The organism is Pectobacterium sp. HCp5_1, assembly GCF_032905925.1.
GTDB lineage: Bacteria > Pseudomonadota > Gammaproteobacteria > Enterobacterales > Enterobacteriaceae > Pectobacterium > Pectobacterium brasiliense_A.
The window spans coordinates 318,910-340,005 of the sequence record NZ_JAUMIO010000001.1; the positions used below are offsets into that span (position 1 = coordinate 318,910).

A 21,096-nucleotide genomic window follows, 5' to 3' on the forward strand; every position below is an offset into this window, starting at 1 on the left:
AATACTTGTCGCCGGATGATCTATCCGGCACACGTCAACTCACCCCCGCATAGGAGCCTGCCATGCTAACGAAAGTCAATTTGATCACAGGGTTTCTCGGTAGTGGAAAAACCACCACGATTCGTCATCTTCTGTCGCAAAAGCCTGAAGACGAAGTCTGGGCGGTGCTGGTCAATGAATTCGGCGAAGTGGGTATTGACGGTGCGCTACTGGCGGACAGCGGCGCGGTGTTAAAAGAGATTCCCGGCGGCTGCATGTGCTGCGTAAACGGCTTGCCGATGCAGGTTGGCCTGAATATGCTGCTGCAACAGAAGAAACCTCATCGGTTGCTCATCGAACCTACGGGGCTCGGCCACCCGAAACAAATTCTCTCCTTGCTGACAAGTGATATCTATCAGCCCTGGCTGACATTACAGGCGACGCTGTGTCTGCTGGATGCTCGCCAGTTAAGTGAAACGCGTTACACGGAAAATGAGAACTTCCGCGATCAGCTTGCCGCCGCTGACATGATTATCGCTAACAAGCGTGATACTTATACCGCCGACGATCTCGCGGCCTTGCAGCAGTGGCAGCAGGCAAGCGGCGATGGTCGACAAATTATCGAGGCTAGTCAGGGAAATGTTGACTGGCAGTTGCTCGACCAACCGCGCTCCCCTTCATCGCAAGAACGTATACGCGAACTTCCAGATGGTGCACATCACCATGCGCATCAGCCAAAAAATGGCCTGGCCGCGCTGCAATTACCGGGTGGTCAATCCTGGCGACGCTCTCTCAATCAGGGACAGGGCTACCACGCCTGTGGCTGGATATTCGCACCTGAAACCGCTTTTGATACCGCAGCCCTGCTGGACTGGGTCCGCCTTTCTCCCGTGAGTCGAGTTAAAGGGGTAATGCGTATAAAGGAAGGGACGCTCGTCGTGAACCGTCAGGGACACGATCTGCATATAGAAACCCGATCGGCGGCACCGATTGACAGCCGTATCGAAGTCATCAATGAAACACCAGCAGAATGGAATACGTTACAAGCCTCGTTGTTAAAGGCTCGTTTAGCTAACGTGGAGTAGACTGGAGTTTTTTCGTCTTTGTTTGGATGTTTTACCTTATGTCATTTGCCCGTTTTTCTTCTATTTTAGTGCTCAATGTGTTGGGCATCGGTCTGTTTTTATCCTGGTATCTACCGGAAAATCATGGTTTTTGGCTCACGCTGGACAGCCATATCTTTTTCTATTTCAACCGTCTCTTGGTTGATAGCCCGACGTTTTTACATCTGATTGCCATTACCAATAACCGCGCGTTTGACGGCTGTGCGCTCGTTGCGATGGGATTGCTGTATCTGTCGTTTTATCTAAAAGCGACGTCCACAGAACGTCGCCGTTTGTTGATCCTTGGTTTTATCATGCTGTTAACAGCCGTCGTGCTGAATCAGGCAGGACATTTATTGCCGGTGCAACACGCCAGCCCAACGATCTATTTTAGTGACGTCAACCGCGTTTCAGACTTAACCGGTATTCCGACCAAAGATGCGTCATCGGACAGCTTCCCCGGCGACCACGGCATGATGTTGATGATCTTTGCTGCTTTTATGCTGCGCTATTTTACCCGTACCGCTTTCGCTATCGGTCTAGCCATCATGGTGATTTTCTCATTGCCTCGCATCATGATTGGTGCACATTGGTTTACCGATATTGCAGTCGGTTCTCTGTCGGTTGTTCTGGTCGGATTGAGTTGGTGGTTATTAACGCCAGCGAGCGATGCCGCTATTAGCCTGTTAAATCGGCTATTACCTAAAAAATCGACAGTATAAATCCCTATGATTTCAGATTTTTTACATCGACATTTTTTAGCTGAACACATCATTAAATCTTATAAATAAAATGGTTAAAACTTCTCGCAATCCTGCTGCTGTTGCGGTAGTCTCGTTCAGGTTTGCTTTTTAGCGCACACTGAACTATCGGCGGCAAGAGAAATAATGTGCATTCCGGCACACTTTCGTCGATGAGTGTTTGGCTAAGAAGAAACTCTGATTTAGTCTGAGTCTCGTTTTCGTTTGGCATTTATACCCCAGTGAAATGGGGATACTACATAGCGATATTTATCGTTAAGGACAGCAAGGGAACATAACAATAATGGTCAAGTCTCAACCGATTCTGAGATATATCTGGCGGGCAGTGCCTGCCGTCGCGGTAGCGATGATGCTCTCCGCATGTGGAAGTAATAGTGCATACAACAGTAAAGCTCAAACTGATATGCATGCAGTTAATGACAAAGATGGTCTTTTACTGCAAGCCTCTCAGGATGAATTTGAAGCACTGGTTCGTAACGTGGACATCAAGTCTAAGTTGCTTAACCAATATGCCAGTTGGAAGGGTGTTCGTTACCGTTTAGGCGGTGATAGTCGCCGTGGCATTGACTGCTCAGCTTTCGTTCAGCGCACGTTCCGCGAACAGTTTGGTATGGATTTACCGCGTTCAACCTATGAACAGCAAGAGATGGGCCAGCAGATTCAGCGTAGTAAACTGCGCGTTGGCGATCTTGTCCTGTTCCGTGCAGGTTCGACCGGTCGCCACGTTGGCATTTATCTCGGCAACGATCAGTTCGTCCACGCGTCAACCAGCAGTGGTGTCATCATTTCTAAAATGACAGAAGACTACTGGAATAAGCGTTATCAGGAAGGACGCCGTGTCCTGAGCAAAGGAAAAACCAGCTAAACAATATCGCTCCCTTGCTGTGATATTGTTTTTAGTAAAAGAACTTTGCTGTTAGCCAACGAAACCAGACAACATTAACGCCGCTTATCACCAGAAGCGGCGTTTTTTATGATGGACATCCTTGTCCATCACCCTGCGGGCCGTTGCTGCGCAACGTTGAAAAACGTTCCCTACGTTTTTTTATGCCTGCTTTTCCCCCCGAATATCACCGAGTTCCTCCCCTTCTGCGGCACACTGCGCAAAATATGACTTGTTCAACAACCTGAAACATTAACAGGCCGTGATTAAGGTAGGTTTATCACCTGATTTCATGATAAAAAGAAAACACGCAGCTTCCCGATGGGAATGTTAATTATTTCAAGAACTTTATGCCGAGGAAATCGGCATTGTTGACGTTACAGTATGGTATGTCTGCATCAGACGATGCCTAGTCAGATAACGTCCACTCGCAGGAGATTACCGTCAGATGTTAAAACGCGTTATCGCTGCCGTATTGCTTTGCACGGCCCATTTTGGGGTGCATGCCGAGACGATTGAAAACAGCACCAGCTTTGCACTTTTGGGTGAACCCAAATATGCCGAGAACTTCAGCCATTTTGATTACGTCAACCCAGATGCCCCGAAAGGCGGCAGCATCACCCTCAGTTCTCTGGGTACTTTTGACAATTTCAATCGTTATGCGCTACGCGGCGTGGCGGCGGCACGTACCGAACGCCTCTACGATTCCCTCTTCACGACGTCTGATGACGAGCCCGGCAGTTATTATCCGCTGGTCGCACTGACGACACGCCATTCAGCGGATTTTCGCTGGATTGAAATCGAGATGAATCCCAAGGCCCGCTTTCATGACGGCTCACCGATCACCGCCGCTGACGTCGCGTTCACCTACAATATGTTTATGACGCAGGGCGTGCCGCAGTTCCGCATCTATTTTAAAGATGTCACCGCCACGGCCGTTGCCCCGCTGACTGTGCGTTTCGATTTTCCCGTATCCGACAAAAATCGCATGTTCAGCCTGCTGACGCTGCCAATCATGCCGGAGAAGTTCTGGAAGAATCATAAATTCAACGAACCGCTAGCGTATCCGCCACCGGCCAGTGGGCCTTATCGCATCACCGCCTATCGTACCGGACAATATGTCACCTATTCTCGCGTGAAAGACTATTGGGGTGCCGATCTGCCGGTCAATAAAGGCCAATACAATTTCGATAAAATTCGCTACGACTACTATATGGATGACAGTGTCGCGCTGGAGGCTTTTAAAGCCGGCGCTTTCGACCTGCGTGAGGAAGGTTCGCCAAAAAACTGGGCGACCCAATATCAGGGCGGCAACTTTGCACGCGGCTACATCATCAAACAAGATCAGGTGAATCAATCCGCCCAGTCTACGCGCTGGCTGGTATTCAATACCCAACGCCCACTGTTTCAGGATCGACGCGTGCGTCAGGCGTTAGCGCTGGCATTTGACTTTAACTGGATGAACAAGGCGCTGTATTACAACGCCTATCAGCGTACCAACAGCTATTTCCAAAACACCGAGTATGCCGCTAAAGGCGAACCCAGCGCAGAAGAATTGGCCTGGCTGACGCCGCTGAAAAACAAGATACCCACCGAGGTCTTTGGCCCCAGCTATCAACCTCCCTCTTCCGACGGCAGCGGCTATGATCGACAAAACTGGCTTAAGGCACTCAAACTGCTGGAAGAAGCCGGTTGGGAATTGAAAGATCAAAAGCTGGTCAATCGCAAAACTGGACAGCCATTTACGTTTGAACTGCTGTTGCCAAGCGCCGGTAACTCGCAGTATGTCCTGCCTTTTCAACAGAGCCTGAAAAAACTCGGTATCACCATGAACGTGCGTAACATCGACAGCACGCAGTTCAACAGCCGCCTGCGCAAGCGCGATTTAGATATGACGGCAACGGTGTATCCTGCGTTCATCTACCCCGATGACAGTCTGCAAATGCGCTGGAGCTCGCAGTATATCGACTCAACCTACAATACTTCCGGCGTCAGCGATCCCGCGATTGATTCGCTCATCGCAGAAATCGTTAAGCATCAGGGGCAGAAAGTCCCGTTGCTGTCATTAGGCCGCGCGCTGGACAGGGTATTGACCTGGAATCAGCTTATGATTCCGATGTGGTATTCCAATCATGACCGTTTCGCCTATTGGAACAAGTTTGCCATGCCTGCTGTACGCCCGGCCTATTCGCTTGGGTTTGATGGCTGGTGGTTCGATACCAAACAGGCGGCCACGCTGCCCGCAGAGCGACGTTAAGGAATAAAAATGGGAACGTATCTGTTACGCCGCCTCTTGCTGGTTATTCCAACCCTGTGGGCAATCATCACGATTAACTTCTTCATTGTACAAATTGCCCCCGGCGGCCCGGTGGATCAGGCCATTGCGGCGATTGAAATGGGCCACGGCAGCGGTTATACCGCTAATAGCGGAATGGATGCCGGTATGGCACGTGCGGGCACCAGCGGCGCACCGAATATCGAGAACGCTTATCGCGGTTCACGTGGCCTCGACCCGGAAGTCATCGAGGAAATCACCAAACGCTATGGCTTCGATAAGCCGATCCATGAACGTTATTTTAAACTGCTGTGGGATTACGTACGCTTTGACTTCGGCGACAGCCTGTTCCGTGGTTCTTCGGTGATGCAACTTATTAAGGAGAGCATGCCGGTTTCGATTACGCTGGGGCTGTGGAGTACGCTGATCGTCTACCTGATTTCCATTCCTCTTGGCATCAAAAAAGCCGTGAAGAACGGCACACCGTTCGATACCTGGAGCAGCACGTTAATCATTATCGGCTATGCCATTCCGGCGTTTTTGTTTGCGATCATTTTGATTGTGCTATTCGCGGGCGGCAGTTACCTGGACTGGTTCCCGCTTCGAGGGCTGGTTTCCAGCAATTTTGATACCCTGCCGTGGTACAGCAAAATTACCGACTACTTGTGGCATATCGCGCTACCGGTTCTGGCTTCCGTCATTGGCGGTTTCGCCACGCTAACGATGCTCACCAAGAACTCCTTTATGGATGAAATTCGTAAGCAGTACGTTGTTACCGCGCGCGCTAAAGGGCTGGATGAAAAGAGCATTCTCTACCGTCACGTATTCCGTAATGCCATGTTGCTGGTGATTGCCGGCTTCCCCGCCACGTTTATCAGTATGTTTTTCACCGGCTCGCTACTGATTGAGGTGATGTTCTCGCTCAACGGGCTGGGCCTGTTGGGCTATGACGCCACGCTGCAACGTGACTATCCCGTCATGTTCGGTACGCTGTATATCTTCACGCTGATCGGCTTATTGCTGAATATCGTCAGTGACATAACCTATACGCTGGTGGATCCGCGTATCGATTTTGAGGGACGCCAATGAGCCGCTTAAGCCCGATTAATCAGGCGCGCTGGGCACGCTTTAAAAGTAATCGTCGCGGTTACTGGTCGCTGTGGATTTTCATGGCGCTGTTTATCGTCAGCCTGTTTTCCGAATTGATCGCCAACGACAAACCGCTGTTGGTGAAGTATGACGGCCAGTTCTATACGCCGGTGCTCATTGACCACAGCGAGAGGATGTTCGGCGGACAGTTGGATACCACCGCTGATTTCCGCGATCCTTATATCGCCGAACGTATCAGCAGCCACGGTTGGGCCATCTGGCCGCTGATTCACTACAGTTACGACACCATAAACTACGCCACTACAGCGTCCTTTCCCTCTGCACCAAACTGGCAGAACTGGCTGGGCACGGATAGCCAGGGGAAAGATGTGGTCGCGCAGGTGCTGTATGGCTTCCGTATTTCACTGCTGTTCGGTCTGGCGCTCACGATCCTGTCCAGCGTGATTGGTATCGCCGTCGGTGCAACACAGGGCTATTACGGTGGGCGTCTCGACCTGTGGGGGCAGCGCTTTATCGAAGTCTGGTCCGGCATGCCGACGCTATTTCTGATTATCTTGCTATCCAGCGTGATTCAGCCGGATTTTTGGTGGCTATTAGGCATTACCGTCCTTTTCGGCTGGATGAGTCTGGTTGGCGTGGTACGGGCGGAATTTCTGCGTACCCGCAACTTTGACTATATTCGTGCCGCGCAGGCGATGGGGGTCAGTGACCGCGCCATTATGTTCCGCTGCATGCTGCCAAACGCGATGGTAGCTACGCTGACCTATCTGCCCTTTATTCTTTGCGGCTCGATTACCACGCTGACATCGCTGGATTTTCTCGGCTTTGGCCTGCCGATGGGCTCGCCATCATTAGGCACTTTATTGCTGGAAGGGAAAAATAACCTTCAGGCGCCGTGGCTGGGCATTACCGTGTTTATGGTGCTTTCCATCGTGCTTTCATTACTCATTTTTATCGGCGAAGCGGTGCGCGACGCCTTTGACCCCAGCAAGGCGCATTAATATGTCCAGTTCACCTTTATTGCAGATAGATAATCTCAGCATTGCCTTCCGCAAAGGCGATCAGGAGCAACGCGTTGTCGACCAGCTTTCATTGGCGGTGAACGCGGGTGAGACGCTGGCGCTGGTCGGTGAGTCGGGTTCGGGGAAAAGCGTCACCGCGCTGTCGGTGTTGCGTTTGCTCCCCTCCCCGCCCGTGGTTTATCCGCAAGGAGATATCCGCTTCGCAGGGCAGTCGCTGTTGCATGCTGATGAAAAAACACTGCGTCAGATACGCGGCAATCGGATCGCGATGATCTTTCAGGAACCGATGGTGTCGCTTAATCCACTGCAAAGCATTGAGAAACAGCTGATTGAAGTGCTTTCGCTCCACCGTGGCATGCGCACCGAAGCAGCCCGCAGCGAAGTCATCACCTGTCTGGATCGCGTGGGTATTCGGCAGGCTAAGAGTCGATTAAATGATTTCCCGCACCAGCTTTCCGGCGGGGAACGCCAGCGCGTCATGATTGCGATGGCGCTGCTGACACAGCCGGATTTACTGATTGCCGATGAACCCACAACGGCATTGGACGTGACCGTCCAAGCGCAAATATTGAAATTGCTGAACGAGCTGAAGAAGGAACTGGGGATGAGTTTACTGTTCATCACCCATAACCTGAATATTGTCCGCCAGTTGGCAGATAACGTGTCGGTCATGAAAGCCGGTCAGGCCGTGGAACATAATCGCTGTCAGCAACTTTTCAGCGCACCGCAGCATCCCTACACGCGCCAGTTGCTGGATGCCGAGCCATCGGGCGAGCCGCTCCCGGTAACAGATGCCGGCGAGCCTCTTTTACGCGTGGAAAAACTGCACGTTTCGTTTCCCATCAAACGTGGTCTTTTGCGCCGTACCGTTGACGAAAAGCAGGTGGTGAACAATATCAACTTCACCTTACGGCGCGGCGAAAGTCTGGGTCTGGTGGGGGAATCCGGTTCAGGAAAAAGCACGACCGGGCTCGCGCTGCTGCGCCTGATTCAATCACGTGGTGATATCTGGTTTGACGGCCAGCCTCTGCAAGGGCTAACCCGTAAGCAAATGCTGCCTTTCCGCCACCGGATTCAGGTTGTCTTTCAGGATCCGAACTCCGCGCTGAACCCGCGACTGAATGTAGAGCAAATTATTGCTGAGGGATTGACTGTCCATCATAAGTTGAGCAAAGAGGCACTCGACCAGCGTGTGGTTGAGGCGATGCAGGAAGTTGGGCTGGATCCGACGACCCGCTACCGCTATCCCTCCGAGTTTTCCGGCGGTCAGCGCCAGCGTATCGCTATCGCTCGCGCTCTGATACTGCAACCGGAGCTGCTGATCCTTGATGAACCCACCTCATCGCTGGACAGAACGGTGCAGGCACAAATTCTGGCGCTACTGAAATCATTACAGGAAAAGCACAAAATCGCCTACCTGTTTATCAGCCATGACTTACAGGTTATCCGTTCGCTATGCCATCAGGTTATTGTGTTGCGACAAGGTGAAGTGGTCGAACAAGGCGAATGCAAACAGGTATTTGCGCACCCTGCCGAACATTACACACGTGAACTGCTACAGTTTTCATCCTATACGGCGGAAACGCAGTCAGCATAAATGAGGGAATACCGCAGCGTCAGTCTGCTGACGCTGCAGTTTAAAAGGGGTATTGTGCTGATACGGACTCAGCGATAGCGACACCAACATTCTTCAGACGGCACATTGCCGTGCTTTCATCATTGCGATGCAAAAACAGGCATGGTTCGCCTTCCCATTCCAGAACGGCGCATTCAACCTGAATTTCAGACAGAGACTGATGCAGCTGGTGCATGATTTTCCATGCAATATCGCCGTCATGGCTCAACAGCTTGAGGCCAATCAGGTTATTCTCTTCTTCTCTGCCGCTCAGAGGAATCGGTTCAACATTGATACCTGCAAAACCCGATAACCAGCGATAACTTTGCGGCAAACGATGAACTACCGAAAGTTGGAAACTGTCCACTACTGTTTTCCTCAGGTAATAATTCACAAAATAGTAACATATTTATCATAGTAGCGTGTTCAGACCGTTTCTTGCCACTTTTAGAGAACAAAAAAACAACAAACACGCTTTTTTCATATCGTGATAGTGGCTAACAGATCTGATTGCAAGGACTATTAATGCCAAATTGATCACGAATCTTTCTTCTTTTCCGGCTATATGTAACCTTTTCTATTTAATATCTCAACCCTTTTTAGCCCATTTATTCACTTTTGGGTCAAATATTTTACATTAAAAAAACAAAAAGCTATGCCTGGGTATCGTCTTAAGAAGCAAAATGAGGAAGAGAGAACAGACTCAAATGCAGGAACATCTTTCCTGCATTTGAGAAGAAGGGAAAATCAGGACGCGGGGGAACGGGTTGCGTATAGATAAAGCAGAAAGGCACCAATCGAACAAAGTGCCATTGATAGCACCATCGGCCAGGCGCTGTTGAATGAAGCCAGCGATAGGATAACGCCCACAATCGCGCCCAGACCGAAGCGCAACGTGCCAGCCAACGACGAGGCCGTACCTGCCATATGCGGGAAATCATCGAGAATCACCGCCATCGCATTCGACGCCACCATCGCAATGCAGCCGACAAACAGTGCCACGCCAAACACCAGCGGTAAGAACCCGAGATCGAACAGGCAGACGACCACCAGCCATATTCCCATCACAAACTGAATGACCAGCCCCGTACGGAACATCGCCATCGCTCCCAGCCGTCGCACATTGCGGCTGTTAAACAACGTGACCACAAAGAGAAAGACGACGTTCAGAGCAAAGTAGTAGCCAAAATTCTGAGGAGAAACGCCATACAGATTGATATACACAAACGGCCCGGCGCTCAGGAAGGAGAACATGCCGCAAAACGAAAGCCCGCTTGCCACCATATAGCTGAACACTCGCTTGTGGCGGAACAGGATGGCAAAATTCCCGATGGTGGTGCGCAGATGAAATTTCTGCCGCTTAGCGGGCGGTAAGGTTTCTTTGATAAAAAAGAAAATCAGCGCTGACGCCAGAAAAGCCGCACCAGAGATCGTCCAGAAAATAGAATGCCAGCTAAACCACAGCAACAGCCAGCCACCGGCAATCGGCGCAATGAGCGGCGCAACGGTCATCACCAACACGACAAACGACATCATGCGAGAAAAATCATCCCGTGAGAACATATCGCGCATCAGGGCATTAATCACCACCGCAGCCGCCGCAGCGGAGACACCGTGCAGAAAACGCATGTAGATCAGTTGCTCTACCGTCTGTGCCAGCGCACAGGCCACGCCTGCAAACGCAAAAACCAGCGTACCGCCGAGAATCACAGGCTTACGACCCAGGCTGTCCGCCATCGGCCCGTAAAACATCTGGCCAATCGCAAAACCCAGTACATAGGTGCTGAGCGTCATTTGGACATGCCCGTCCCCCACGCCAAACTCGTTAGCAATGGTCGGCAACGCAGGTAAATACATATCGATAGCTAACGGCATTAGCATCGAAATCAGGCCGAGAATAAAGATCAGCCCGAAATGAGAAGAGCGGCGTAATTGCACTAATAACTCCAGATTAGAAAAAAGGTCATGCTATGCAGCATTATTTTACGCTGGCGATCTCCTCAGCACTTAACTCCCGGTATTCCCCCGGTTCCAGTTCGCTATCCAGATAGATGCCACCGATACGTTCGCGATGCAGCTCAACGACCCGATTCCCCACTGCCGCAAACATCCTTTTGACCTGATGATAGCGGCCTTCGCTAATCGTCAGTCGAACGACATAATCCGTTATCTTCTCAAGCGTAGCGGGTTTGGTAAGGTTCTTCTCGTTATGCAGTTGCACGCCCGCCGTAAATTGCGCGGCGGTGTCCTCGGCCAGCGGCTGTTCCAGCGTCACCAGATACGTTTTTTCACACTGATGCTTAGGCGAAGTAATGCGATGCGACCATTGCCCGTCGTCAGTTAACAGCACCAGTCCGGTGGTATCGATATCCAGACGCCCCGCCGCGTGCAGTTTGTAAGCCACCGGGACATCCATGAAATACAAAATGGTGGGATGATCGGGATCGTCCGTTGAACAGACGTAGCCCTGAGGCTTATTCAACATGAAATAACGTGGGCCGTTCTGCTGTTTCAACGGATTACCATCAAATTCAACGTTATGCTCGGGGGATAACTTGAACGCACCGCTTTTTACCACTTCACCATCAACGGTAACACGCTGTGCGTGGAGCTCGCGCGCCACCAGTGAACGACTAATTTCCAACTGCTGGGATAAAAATTTGTCCAATCGCATTAAAGCTCACTACCTATCTCAAATAACTGCCTGTCTCACATCATGAGACCCTAAATTGTGAAAGGGTAGTATAACGGGGGTTTGTTCACTCGTCCTACAATTCACGGCCCATAAGTTGCTCTTTTTAGCCGACCTTGAATTTGAACGCCTCTTGCTTATCCCTCGCGCCAGGTATTATCAACAGGCATAATAAGGGCAATTTTTTACATTTTAAGGACAGCCCCATGTCATCTATTCACGGTCATGAAGTGTTGCAAATGATGCTCACATCAGGTGAGTCATTTACCACCGAACAGCTGATTAGCACGATAGAGGCCCGCTTCGGCAACGAGGCGCGTTTTCATACCTGTTCCGCCGAAAATATGACGGCCTCGATGCTGGTACAGTTTCTGTCTGAACGCGGGAAATTTATCCCGCACGATGCGGGCTTTACCACCAGCGCCAGTAAAATCTGCCAGCACTAGCTATGTCGTTCACACTACGGCCTTACCAGCGTGAGGCTGTTTCCGCCACACTCGACTATTTTCGCCGTCACACCCAACCGGCCGTCATCGTTTTGCCTACCGGTGCGGGGAAAAGTCTGGTCATTGCCGAACTGGCGCGGCTTGCCCGTGGCCGCGTGCTGGTGCTCGCGCACGTTAAGGAACTGGTCGCACAAAACCATGCCAAATATTGCGCCTTGGATTTGGAAGCGGATATCTTCGCAGCAGGGCTACAGCAGCGAGAGAGTCAGGGAAAGGTGGTCTTTGGCAGCGTGCAGTCCGTCGCGCGTAATCTCGACCAGTTCGATGGTGCCTTCTCTCTGCTGATCATTGATGAATGCCACCGTATTAGCGACGACGATAACAGCCAATATCAGCAAATCATCCAACATCTGCAAAAGACTAACCCACAGCTGCGGTTGCTCGGCTTAACGGCAACGCCCTATCGGCTTGGTAAAGGCTGGATATACCAATATCACTATCACGGCATGATCCGTGGCGACGAACGCAGTTTGTTCCGCGACTGCATCTATGAGCTGCCGCTGCGTTATATGATCAAACATGGCTTCCTGGTGCCGCCTGACCGACTGGACATGCCAGTGGTGCAATATGATTTCAGTAAGCTCGTCGCCCGCAGCAACGGATTATTCAGCGAAGCCGACCTGAACCTCGAACTCAAACGCCAGCAGCGTATTACGCCGCACATCATCAGTCAGGTCATCGATTATGCGCAAACGCGGCGCGGCGTGATGATTTTTGCGTCCACCGTCGAACATGCCAAAGAAATTACGGCCTTGTTACCAAACGGACAGGCTGCACTGGTTAGCGCCGATACGCCAGCGGCCGGGCGTGATGCGCTGATTGACGCCTTTAAACAGCAGTCGCTGCGGTATCTGGTCAACGTGGCGGTGCTGACGACCGGGTTTGACGCCCCGCATGTCGACCTTATTGCTATCCTTCGACCAACAGAATCCGTCAGCCTGTATCAGCAAATCGTCGGACGCGGTTTACGTTTGTATCCGGGGAAAACGGACTGCCTGATTCTGGATTATGCGGGCAACCCGCACGATCTCTATACGCCAGAAGTCGGCAACAGCAAGCCGCATGCTGGCAGCCAGCCAGTACAGGTCTTCTGTCCTGAATGTGGCTTTGCCAATCTGTTCTGGGGGAAAACGACCCCGGACGGCGATATCATCGAACACTATGGCCGCCGCTGTCAGGGCTGGGAAATGGCGGAAAGTGGCCAACGCCAGCAGTGTGATTTCCGGTTTCGGTTTAAAGTCTGTCCGCACTGCGGCGCGGAAAACGACATTGCCGCGCGCCGCTGCCACCAGTGTGACGAGGTATTGGTCGATCCTGACGATATGCTGAAAGCGGCGTTGAAACTGAAAGATGCATTGGTTTTACGCTGTAGCGGCATGAGTTTCGAGCAGGGGCAGGATGCAAAAGGTGAGTGGTTAAAAATTACCTACCACGATGAAGACTGTGCCGAAGTGAGTGAACGTTTTCGCCTGCACACTACCGCGCAGCGCCACGTTTTCCTGCAACAGTTCTTACGTGTTCACCAACGCGCACCGGGGACCCCGTTTAACTGGCAAAATGCCGCCGACATCATCGCGCAGCAGCTATTATTACGCGCACCTGATTTTGTCGTCGCCCGTAAACACGGAAAATTCTGGCAAATACGCGAAAAGCTCTTTGATTATCAGGGACGCTTTCGCCGCGCCAACGAGATCCGCGGCTAAAGTATACTCTAAATAATTCGAGTTTCAGGCAGGCGGCAAGTGAGGGACAAATTCGTCGGGAACGAATTTGACCAGTCAACGACTGGCCTCCGGTGAGAGACAGGATGTCTCTCATTTAATCCCGATGAGCTTACTCAGGTAAGTGATTCGGGTGACAGACAAATCTGCTAAAAGCAGATTTGAACGCTGCTTGCAGCGCCCCCAACGGGGCGAGGCTCACGCCAGTGTGCCGAGTATCGCTGCCAACGCACATGAAACTTGAAGTATGACGAGTAATTTTGGGATTCATTTGCCCGCGGAGCCATATTCCGCTAGAATTCAGCCCGCTTTTGTTCGCAAAAGCTGAATAACCCAACCTGCTGCTGGGTCGCCTGTAGCAGGATTACTTTATATAAGTAGAGAAGAAAATGATTACTATCAAAGCAGAAGCACGTCAAGGTCAGGGTAAGGGTGCGAGCCGCCGCCTGCGTTCAGCTGGTAAATTCCCAGCCATCGTTTACGGTGGTTCAGAAGCACCAGTATCTATCGAACTGGATCACGACTCAGTAAAAAACCAAGAAGTGAAAGAAGGCTTCTACGGTGAAACCGTTATCCTGTCTATCGATGGCAAAGAAGTTAAAGTTAAAGTTCAGGCTGTACAACGTCACGTTTACAAGCCAAAACTGACTCACATCGACTTCGTTCGCGTTTAGTTTGCGCTGAAGTTGTTTTCCGGGACGCCGGAAAAGAAGAACGCCGCTTATGCGGCGTTTTTTTTATAAAAATTTGTTCATTCACAAAGGAATGTGAACATGTCTCGTGATATCTCACAGCGACTTATCGCTATCGATGCCCTGCGCGGTCTGGTTATGGTACTTATGCTACTGGACCATGTGCGGGAAACCTTTTATCTACACCTGCAGCTCGCCGATCCGATTGATGTAACCAGTACCGATCCCATGCTATTCATCAACCGTACGCTGGCGCACCTGTGTGCTCCCGTATTTGTCTTTTTAACCGGGCTTTCTGCCGCGCTTTATCATCAGAAAGTGCAAGATCGCCGACAAACCGCCCTCTTCCTGTTCCAGCGCGGCTTAATTCTTATTCTTCTTGAACTCACGCTAGTCAACTTCGCCTGGACGTTCCAATTCCCGCCGCAGGTCATCTATTTACAGGTTATCTGGGCCATTGGTATGAGTATGCTTGCCCTCAGCGCGCTGATCTGGCTCCCTGCGGGGCTGGTTTTCATACTGGGCATCATTATCGTGGGCGGACATAACCTGCTGGACCCTTTGCAGGCTTCCGCAGGCTCCATCTGGTCTATTCCCTGGGCGATTTTACACGATCGCGGTTGGATAGACATCGGCGACACATTCCGTATGCGTACTTCATACCCAGTATTGCCATGGATTGGCGTCATTTCACTTGGCTACGTCGCTGGAGCACTATATCGAAAAGAGGTATTTCCGCTTCAGCGCCAGAAAATCTTGCTCACTCTGGCAGGAGTCATGCTAGCGCTGTTCTTCGTTCTGCGTAGCATCAATCTGTATGGTGAAAAGCCCTGGCAGCAGGGTGATATCATCACGCAGACGCTCATGAGTTATTTCAACATCACGAAATACCCGCCATCGCTGCTGTTCCTCTGCCTGACGCTTAGCATCGGGCTTTGCTTGCTTGCCGTATTCGAGCGTCAGCAGCAACGGCGCTGGCTCGTTATACTGGCGAGCTTCGGTGCCGCACCGATGTTTTTCTACCTACTGCATCTGTATGTTTTAAAAGGCATGTATTTAATCGCTGTCGCGATCTGGGGGCAAAATCAGGGAGAATGGTTCGGCTTTTCCGCCGTCTGGCAATTGTGGGTGTGCACTCTGGTGCTGATGGTCGTGTTATTTTCGCCAGTTCGCGCGTTTGCCCGCTTAAAAGCCCGCCGCAGAGACATCCGCTGGCTTAAATACTTCTAATCTCTATCGTTTCAACCCGCTATCAGCCGCTGCCCTTTTCATAAAGTAAGAAAAAGGGCAGCGTATTCTGGTGCGATGTCTACGACTTACCGCTGCTTGTCCGACGCTGTAACTGATCGCGCAGGTTCGGTGGCGTGCCTTTAATCGTCAATGTATCCGTCGCCGGATCCCAGAAAATTCGCTCGCCGAGCAATAGCGCATCAAAATTCAGACTGATACCGCCACCGCTGCCCGCAAATTTGGTCAACTGGCGCAGTGTTCCACGATCGGCAGGGAAGCTCTCTTCCAGCTCATAACCCTGCTCGGTTGAAAACTGCTGAAAGGTTTTCTCGCCCAGCGGTGGCAATTCCTGCGACAGAGACGCCAGCTCGATTTCCTCACCGGACTGCAACTGTTCATTGCAGTAGCTATACACCTGCTGGCGATAATTCTGGCGCTCGTTTTTATCTAACTGGGCTTCTTCACAATACTCATCAACGGCTTTCAGCAAACCACGGTTTTGTGCTTTGGTGTCCAGACCTTCTGACGCGGCCAGAAAATCCATGAAGAAGTCAGAGACTTTGCGCCCAACGCGGCCTTTAAGGAACGTCAGATAGCGTGTCGATTCTGGATTAGTCTCCCATTCCGTCAAATCGATACGCGCAACGATATCGGCATGGTTGATATCCAGATAGTGCGTGGTGCTGATATCCAGCAGTTCATTAACTCGCATGCTGTTGCAGCTATTGAGCACGGATATCAGTAAATACTCGACTGCCAGATAACGGTACTGGCAGAACAACACGATACCGCCTTCGGCAAACGGGTACTTCGCCAGCTCATCACGCAGACGCCCGGTCGCGGCGCGTGAGAAACTCAGAAAATCCTCATCCCCTTTGCGACAAGCTCGCAGCGCATCTGCCAGCTCGCTTTGCTCATTAAACAGCCCATAGGCCTTACTCTTGGCGCTGTAGACGCGATGCAGTTCAGCCATCATCTCTTCTACTGCCGCATTGGTCGACAGCAGGGAATCACGCAACACCATTTCCAGCGTTTGTTCGTCACGTTTAATTAGCTGATGCAGGGCAATCTGGGCGATATCCAGACTCATGATAAACTCTCCTTTTGGCAAGGAGCGTATTCAAACACTGATACGAACGGCCCGCAACACATTAAAGCTGGCCCTTTACATCTGTACGCGCGCTAAGCGTCTACACTACTTATTGATAAAAGCACGCCAGTGATAAAAGCACGTTAATGATAAAAGTGCAGAAAAGCATAAGCCTATACGGTAAGATAAGCGACTTTACCAGCTTGAGATACGCCATTTTATGCCACAATCATCCCGTTATAGTGACGAACACGTTGAACAACTGCTTTCTGAGATGGTCAATGTTCTGGAAAAGCACCACGCCCCAACCGATCTTGCTTTGATGGTGCTCGGTAACATGGTGACAAACCTGATTAACACCAGCATCGCGCCTGCACAACGTCAGGTTCTGGCGCGTTCTTTCGCTGAAGCCCTGCAGGCTTCGATTAAAAAAGCCGATAAAGCTCACTAAGTTTTGACCAACGTATGGTAACCAACCGTCAGCGCTACCGCGAAAAAGTCTCCCAGATGATCAGTTGGGGACACTGGTTCGCCTTATTCAACATTTTGCTCACTTTGGGGCTGGGTAGCCGCTACCTGTTTGTTGCCGATTGGCCGACATCCCTGTTCGGTCGACTTTACGCGCTGGTTAGCTGGCTGGGTCATTTTAGCTTTATCGTCTTTGCCGCCTATCTGCTGGTCATCTTTCCGCTCACGTTTATTGTGATGTCGCAGCGCCTGCTGCGGTTCCTGTCTGCGGCGCTGGCAACGGCCGGGCTGACGATACTGTTAGTAGATGTTGAGGTCTTTACACGCTTTCACCTACACCTCAACAGCACCGTTTGGGAACTCGTCGTCAACCCCGGACAGGGTGAGATTGCCCGTGACTGGCAGTGGATGTTCATCGGTATTCCGTTGATTTTCATGGCGGAAATGCTGTTCGGCACCTGGTGCTGGCAAAAACTCCGCAGCCTGAATCGCCGCCATTTTGGCAAACCGCTGGCGGGCGTTTTCATCTCGGCGTTCTTCGCGTCGCATCTGATGTACATTTGGGCCGATGCGAACTTCTATCGCCCGATTACCATGCAGCGTGCCAACCTGCCGCTGTCTTATCCGATGACGGCACGTCGTTTTCTGGAAAAACATGGTCTGCTGGATGCACAGGAATATCAGCGTCGCCTGACGCAGCAGGGTAATCCTGAAGCCATGACGGTGGAGTATCCGCTCAGTGACATCACCTTCCGCGATAGCGGCAGCGGCTACAACCTGCTGATGGTGATGATCGACGATACGCAGCCCGACGCCATACAAAACCGGATGCCAAATCTGTCGCGCTTCGCCGCAGAAAACGTGCGCTTTAGCGATCATTACGATTCAGGATCTCAGCCAGACGCCGCCTTGTTTAACCTGTTTTACGGCCTCTCGACGACCTATATGGACGGCATTCTGAGCGCGCGCAAACCTTCTGCCTTGATCACCGCGTTAAGCCAGCAGGGCTATCAGTTCGGGCTATTTTCGGCGAACGGCTTCAACAGCCCGCTTTATCGTCAGGCACTGCTTTCTGATTTCTCCTTACCTGCACCGCAGCAGCAAAGTGGCGATGCCATCATCACGCAATGGCAGGAATGGCTCAGCCGCGATAATAATCCAGCCCCCTGGTTCTCTTACGTTGAACTGAGCAGCGCACCGAAAACCGCAGATGGCAAAGATGCTGGGCCTAACGGCCGCATGAATATTCAGGACGTTGATCGCCAGATTGGGCAAATCATTCATACCCTGCAGGAAAAAAACATTCTGAATAACACGGTCGTCATCGTGACAACGGCACAAAACCAGAATGCTAATGCCAGCAACGCGGCGCGTTTTGCCCGGACTCAGTGGCAAACACCGCTCATTGTTCACTGGCCGAACACGCCTGCGCAGACCATTACGAAAATGACGGACAACAAAGACGTCATGACCACGCTAATGCAGCGCCTGCTCCACGTTAAAAACAGCACGGATGATTATTCGCAGGGTGAAGACCTGTTCTCAGCACAGCGACGCTACCCGTGGTTGATTAATGGCAACGGCGGCACCCTGCTCATCACAACGCAGGATCAGCTCATCGTATTGGAAAGCAACGGCAACTACCGGGCTTACGACATGGCGGGAAATCGGTTGAATGATGAAAAACCGCAGCTTGCCCTACTCTTGCAGGTACTAACGAACGAAAGGCGCTTTATCGCCAACTAACTGCCTAAATCTAAAGCAGTCGTTCCATCCGGCTATTGCAATAAGGTCAGGAAAAGGTAGTATAAATGCCCATAGCATCGGCACGTAGCGCAGCCTGGTAGCGCACCGTCATGGGGTGTCGGGGGTCGGAGGTTCAAATCCTCTCGTGCCGACCAAATAATCCCAGAAAAACCAACCTCTTACGGTTGGTTTTTTTTCGTCTGGATTTCACTGGGAGAATTACGGGGGAATAACCCGTCATAAAATCAGGGATGAGAAAATGGAAACGGTCAACTATAACGGAACGACGATCTGTGTTTTAGACGACAGCGACATGCTGACTGATTGCCCTAGACGACGAAGAGTAAATCACGCGTAAGGTAAAATAAGGTAGGTTCAGTCGGTTCATTATTTTAATACATTGATTTATGGTTATTTTTATTTGAATAGTGAACCGACCCTGAACCGACTTTAGCCATTTTGAACCGACCTAACCGAACGCCTCTTTTCTGGCTGGCTTGATGAACCGACTTTCCCACCGCGTGAACCTACCCATAGGTCGGTTCAATTCTGAAAATAATCACTTTATCTATCAATTAGTTGACTACGTGAATCGACTGAATCTACCGAACCGAGCCACTTTTGCTTATCTATAAGAATTTGCGCACACAAAAATCATGATGGGTTAAACCATTGCCAGCAAGAAAGTGCGCAAAACGACACAGTGCAAGTATGGAAAAATGCGCAATATAGTACGCAGTTGTACGCATTGCTGTGCGAACTGCGTACCTCGCGGCAACCAGCGCCACACCTCATTTTATTCAATTTAAAATCAATTTTTTGGTCGGTATGCGTGTGTAGAAATGCTATGGTTTTTGGCGCAGTCGGCGAGGAATGGTATGGGGAGCTTGATTAAAAATGGTAAATTGGGTGTGATTTCTATCTATGTCCGAGTAAAACAATAGAGAGATCAGACTCTGCCGGGAGTTTCTTGAGGCCAGCATCTTTTCTCATGAACATAGCCATTTTGATAAAAGCATCTCTTTGAGGTTTGGTACTCATCGATGCCCCCAGTTTTTCAAATTCCGCAAATGCATGAATTACTCGTTCAGAACCATATAAACATATTCTTGCTTTAGCATCGGCTACTTTGAGAAATGCCTCATGACGCTTTTCCTGAGCATTATCTGCATCAGCAATCATCAATATTTGTGCTTGTTCACAAACACCTTTCAAATAATCCATATACGCCTTAGTTTTCATATCACGCAATGAACGGGTGTATTCAATATGTCGTGTGAAGAAATACTGTAGAGAAGCACCAATGACGATCCCAACAAAAGGAAGGTAAGGAATTAATTTATCAAGCATAGTTCTCTCAGTACGTTGGATAAATGCAAGGGAAATTTTACCACGATCCTAAATGCCTAGAATCACGTTATTTATGCAAAAAATCATACACCATTTTGTTATAACTTGCCTCTCCTCTCGGAATACTACAATGTATACAAACATACAATATAGTGAGGCTATAACATGAGTGTCATGTCAGTTCGTTTGAATGATGAAACAACCGCGCAACTTGATACGCTGGCTAAAGCGACAGGACGTACCCGCTCTTTTCTGGCTGGACAAGCCATTGAAGACTATCTTGCGCGCGAAGCCTGGCAGATAGCAGAGACCGAGCAAGCTATTAAAGAAGCTGATGCGGGTGATTTTGTCTCATCAGATGAAATGAATAACCTATTTAAAAGGTTAGGTACGGCAAGACATGGAAATTAAATAGCTGCGTAAATCCGCGGTCAATTTGGAAGCAGGGTACCTCTATATCGTGCAAGACAATCCATAAGCTGCTGACCAATTTGTAGATGAAGTCCAAAGGTTAACGGAATTACTACCGCAACAGCCAGCAATGAAAAAAACCTGGACGTGTGCCGGGAACGCATGCGCTAGTGTTAACACTCTATCTCTAGATCATCCCCTACTGTGTGAAAGATAATATGCTCCAGATTCTGCGCGTCTTTCATGCGCAAAAACGTTTACCCACAAAATGGTGAACAATCACCTTTTTAAATTTTAACGAACGTACATCCACCAACTATGATCCTACCCACGTAATGTGGACACAGCCCTAAGCGAGGTTCTGGTTTTCAAACTGTTCCGGGCTGAGTCCGCCACAGGCACTGTGGCGACGCCAGCGATTGTAATCGCACTCAATATAATT

Annotated in this window: 20 protein-coding genes and 1 tRNA gene; 15 read left to right on the forward strand and 6 right to left on the reverse strand. The window is 50.5% G+C overall.

All coding sequences use genetic code 11. From position 1 onward, the window contains the following. Nucleotides 1-62 precede the first annotated feature (62 nt). The 7 genes from Q3A88_RS01445 to yejF all read left to right on the forward strand — a co-directional run bounded on the left by Q3A88_RS01445 (nucleotide 63) and on the right by yejF (nucleotide 8,730). On the forward strand, nucleotides 63-1,064 hold the full coding sequence (locus Q3A88_RS01445; protein ID WP_317177269.1) for a GTP-binding protein: 1,002 nt from the start codon (nucleotides 63-65) through the stop codon (nucleotides 1,062-1,064). A 38-nt stretch (nucleotides 1,065-1,102) separates the two neighbouring features. Further along, entirely contained in the window at nucleotides 1,103-1,804 is a 702-nt protein-coding gene (locus Q3A88_RS01450) for a phosphatase PAP2 family protein (RefSeq protein ID WP_110164216.1), read from the forward strand. A 322-nt stretch (nucleotides 1,805-2,126) separates the two neighbouring features. Next, nucleotides 2,127-2,708: a bifunctional murein DD-endopeptidase/murein LD-carboxypeptidase gene (mepS, locus tag Q3A88_RS01455; RefSeq protein WP_010277383.1), complete on the forward strand. Its 582-nt coding sequence runs from the start codon at nucleotides 2,127-2,129 to the stop codon at nucleotides 2,706-2,708. 466 nt (nucleotides 2,709-3,174) lie between these two features. Continuing rightward, complete coding sequence (locus tag Q3A88_RS01460; RefSeq protein WP_317177270.1) at nucleotides 3,175-4,983, forward strand: extracellular solute-binding protein; 1,809 nt, start codon at nucleotides 3,175-3,177, stop codon at nucleotides 4,981-4,983. A gap of 9 nt (nucleotides 4,984-4,992) precedes the next feature. Continuing rightward, entirely contained in the window at nucleotides 4,993-6,090 is a 1,098-nt protein-coding gene (locus Q3A88_RS01465) for a microcin C ABC transporter permease YejB (RefSeq protein ID WP_014915013.1), read from the forward strand. Next, on the forward strand, nucleotides 6,087-7,112 hold the full coding sequence (locus Q3A88_RS01470) for an ABC transporter permease (protein WP_014915012.1): 1,026 nt from the start codon (nucleotides 6,087-6,089) through the stop codon (nucleotides 7,110-7,112). Before Q3A88_RS01465 ends, Q3A88_RS01470 begins: the two co-directional genes overlap by 4 nt. A gap of 1 nt (nucleotide 7,113) precedes the next feature. Continuing rightward, nucleotides 7,114-8,730 carry a microcin C ABC transporter ATP-binding protein YejF gene (yejF, locus tag Q3A88_RS01475; RefSeq protein WP_317177271.1) on the forward strand — a complete coding sequence of 539 codons (1,617 nt, stop codon included), beginning with the start codon at nucleotides 7,114-7,116 and terminating at the stop codon, nucleotides 8,728-8,730. A 40-nt stretch (nucleotides 8,731-8,770) separates the two neighbouring features. On the opposite strand, the gene Q3A88_RS01480 is transcribed toward yejF, so the two are convergent. From Q3A88_RS01480 to rsuA, 3 genes are all read right to left on the reverse strand, one after another. After that, complete coding sequence (locus tag Q3A88_RS01480; protein WP_010294807.1) at nucleotides 8,771-9,115, reverse strand: YejG family protein; 345 nt, start codon at nucleotides 9,113-9,115, stop codon at nucleotides 8,771-8,773. A gap of 380 nt (nucleotides 9,116-9,495) precedes the next feature. Continuing rightward, on the reverse strand, nucleotides 9,496-10,686 hold the full coding sequence (locus Q3A88_RS01485) for a Bcr/CflA family multidrug efflux MFS transporter (protein WP_014915010.1): 1,191 nt from the start codon (nucleotides 10,684-10,686) through the stop codon (nucleotides 9,496-9,498). Nucleotides 10,687-10,726: 40 nt separating this feature from the next. Continuing rightward, a complete protein-coding gene (gene rsuA / locus Q3A88_RS01490; protein WP_010277405.1) occupies nucleotides 10,727-11,422 on the reverse strand; it encodes a 16S rRNA pseudouridine(516) synthase RsuA in 696 nt (231 codons plus the stop codon). Nucleotides 11,423-11,646: 224 nt separating this feature from the next. On the opposite strand from rsuA, the gene Q3A88_RS01495 reads away from it, so the two are divergent. The 4 genes from Q3A88_RS01495 to Q3A88_RS01510 all read left to right on the forward strand — a co-directional run bounded on the left by Q3A88_RS01495 (nucleotide 11,647) and on the right by Q3A88_RS01510 (nucleotide 15,589). Next, entirely contained in the window at nucleotides 11,647-11,886 is a 240-nt protein-coding gene (locus Q3A88_RS01495; RefSeq protein WP_039287104.1) for a YecH family metal-binding protein, read from the forward strand. A 2-nt stretch (nucleotides 11,887-11,888) separates the two neighbouring features. Continuing rightward, nucleotides 11,889-13,649: a DEAD/DEAH box helicase gene (locus Q3A88_RS01500; protein WP_317177272.1), complete on the forward strand. Its 1,761-nt coding sequence runs from the start codon at nucleotides 11,889-11,891 to the stop codon at nucleotides 13,647-13,649. A 407-nt stretch (nucleotides 13,650-14,056) separates the two neighbouring features. Then, nucleotides 14,057-14,341, forward strand: a complete 285-nt coding sequence (gene rplY, locus Q3A88_RS01505) for a 50S ribosomal protein L25 (protein ID WP_010277411.1) — start codon at nucleotides 14,057-14,059, stop codon at nucleotides 14,339-14,341. Nucleotides 14,342-14,440: 99 nt separating this feature from the next. Then, complete coding sequence (locus tag Q3A88_RS01510) at nucleotides 14,441-15,589, forward strand: DUF1624 domain-containing protein (protein WP_317177273.1); 1,149 nt, start codon at nucleotides 14,441-14,443, stop codon at nucleotides 15,587-15,589. A 79-nt stretch (nucleotides 15,590-15,668) separates the two neighbouring features. On the opposite strand, the gene yejK is transcribed toward Q3A88_RS01510, so the two are convergent. Then, on the reverse strand, nucleotides 15,669-16,679 hold the full coding sequence (yejK, locus tag Q3A88_RS01515; protein WP_317177274.1) for a nucleoid-associated protein YejK: 1,011 nt from the start codon (nucleotides 16,677-16,679) through the stop codon (nucleotides 15,669-15,671). A 220-nt stretch (nucleotides 16,680-16,899) separates the two neighbouring features. Between yejK and Q3A88_RS01520 the strand changes: the two genes are divergently transcribed. The 3 genes from Q3A88_RS01520 to Q3A88_RS01530 all read left to right on the forward strand — a co-directional run bounded on the left by Q3A88_RS01520 (nucleotide 16,900) and on the right by Q3A88_RS01530 (nucleotide 19,048). After that, nucleotides 16,900-17,130, forward strand: a complete 231-nt coding sequence (locus tag Q3A88_RS01520) for a YejL family protein (RefSeq protein WP_005967239.1) — start codon at nucleotides 16,900-16,902, stop codon at nucleotides 17,128-17,130. A gap of 14 nt (nucleotides 17,131-17,144) precedes the next feature. Continuing rightward, the gene (yejM, locus tag Q3A88_RS01525) at nucleotides 17,145-18,893 is read left to right on the forward strand and encodes an LPS biosynthesis-modulating metalloenzyme YejM (protein ID WP_039468869.1); all 1,749 of its coding nucleotides are present in this window, start codon (nucleotides 17,145-17,147) and stop codon (nucleotides 18,891-18,893) included. A 78-nt stretch (nucleotides 18,894-18,971) separates the two neighbouring features. After that, a tRNA-Pro gene (locus Q3A88_RS01530) sits at nucleotides 18,972-19,048 on the forward strand. A 763-nt stretch (nucleotides 19,049-19,811) separates the two neighbouring features. On the opposite strand, the gene Q3A88_RS01535 is transcribed toward Q3A88_RS01530, so the two are convergent. Beyond that, on the reverse strand, nucleotides 19,812-20,243 hold the full coding sequence (locus Q3A88_RS01535) for a hypothetical protein (protein ID WP_317177275.1): 432 nt from the start codon (nucleotides 20,241-20,243) through the stop codon (nucleotides 19,812-19,814). Between the two features lie 165 nt (nucleotides 20,244-20,408). Here Q3A88_RS01535 and Q3A88_RS01540 point away from each other — a divergent pair, with 165 nt between their 5' ends. Then, nucleotides 20,409-20,654 carry a CopG family ribbon-helix-helix protein gene (locus tag Q3A88_RS01540; RefSeq protein ID WP_317177276.1) on the forward strand — a complete coding sequence of 82 codons (246 nt, stop codon included), beginning with the start codon at nucleotides 20,409-20,411 and terminating at the stop codon, nucleotides 20,652-20,654. A 349-nt stretch (nucleotides 20,655-21,003) separates the two neighbouring features. Here the strand turns inward: Q3A88_RS01540 and Q3A88_RS01545 are convergent. After that, nucleotides 21,004-21,096: IS3 family transposase (locus Q3A88_RS01545; RefSeq protein WP_130960768.1), on the reverse strand; the 93-nt coding region annotated here is incomplete at its 5' end.

Bases quoted from the DNA above. Each gene is read 5' to 3' on its own strand.
- yejF (WP_317177271.1), top strand. From the start codon at position 7,114: ATGTCCAGTTCACCTTTATTGCAGATAGATAATCTCAGCATTGCCTTC.
- rsuA (WP_010277405.1), bottom strand. From the start codon at position 11,422: ATGCGATTGGACAAATTTTTATCCCAGCAGTTGGAAATTAGTCGTTCA.
- Q3A88_RS01495 (WP_039287104.1), top strand. From the start codon at position 11,647: ATGTCATCTATTCACGGTCATGAAGTGTTGCAAATGATGCTCACATCA.
- mepS (WP_010277383.1), top strand. From the start codon at position 2,127: ATGGTCAAGTCTCAACCGATTCTGAGATATATCTGGCGGGCAGTGCCT.
- Q3A88_RS01520 (WP_005967239.1), top strand. From the start codon at position 16,900: ATGCCACAATCATCCCGTTATAGTGACGAACACGTTGAACAACTGCTT.
- Q3A88_RS01445 (WP_317177269.1), top strand. From the start codon at position 63: ATGCTAACGAAAGTCAATTTGATCACAGGGTTTCTCGGTAGTGGAAAA.
- rplY (WP_010277411.1), top strand. From the start codon at position 14,057: ATGATTACTATCAAAGCAGAAGCACGTCAAGGTCAGGGTAAGGGTGCG.
- Q3A88_RS01500 (WP_317177272.1), top strand. From the start codon at position 11,889: ATGTCGTTCACACTACGGCCTTACCAGCGTGAGGCTGTTTCCGCCACA.
- yejK (WP_317177274.1), bottom strand. From the start codon at position 16,679: ATGAGTCTGGATATCGCCCAGATTGCCCTGCATCAGCTAATTAAACGT.
- Q3A88_RS01540 (WP_317177276.1), top strand. From the start codon at position 20,409: ATGAGTGTCATGTCAGTTCGTTTGAATGATGAAACAACCGCGCAACTT.
- Q3A88_RS01465 (WP_014915013.1), top strand. From the start codon at position 4,993: ATGGGAACGTATCTGTTACGCCGCCTCTTGCTGGTTATTCCAACCCTG.
- Q3A88_RS01460 (WP_317177270.1), top strand. From the start codon at position 3,175: ATGTTAAAACGCGTTATCGCTGCCGTATTGCTTTGCACGGCCCATTTT.
- Q3A88_RS01510 (WP_317177273.1), top strand. From the start codon at position 14,441: ATGTCTCGTGATATCTCACAGCGACTTATCGCTATCGATGCCCTGCGC.
- Q3A88_RS01470 (WP_014915012.1), top strand. From the start codon at position 6,087: ATGAGCCGCTTAAGCCCGATTAATCAGGCGCGCTGGGCACGCTTTAAA.
- Q3A88_RS01450 (WP_110164216.1), top strand. From the start codon at position 1,103: ATGTCATTTGCCCGTTTTTCTTCTATTTTAGTGCTCAATGTGTTGGGC.
- yejM (WP_039468869.1), top strand. From the start codon at position 17,145: ATGGTAACCAACCGTCAGCGCTACCGCGAAAAAGTCTCCCAGATGATC.
- Q3A88_RS01535 (WP_317177275.1), bottom strand. From the start codon at position 20,243: ATGCTTGATAAATTAATTCCTTACCTTCCTTTTGTTGGGATCGTCATT.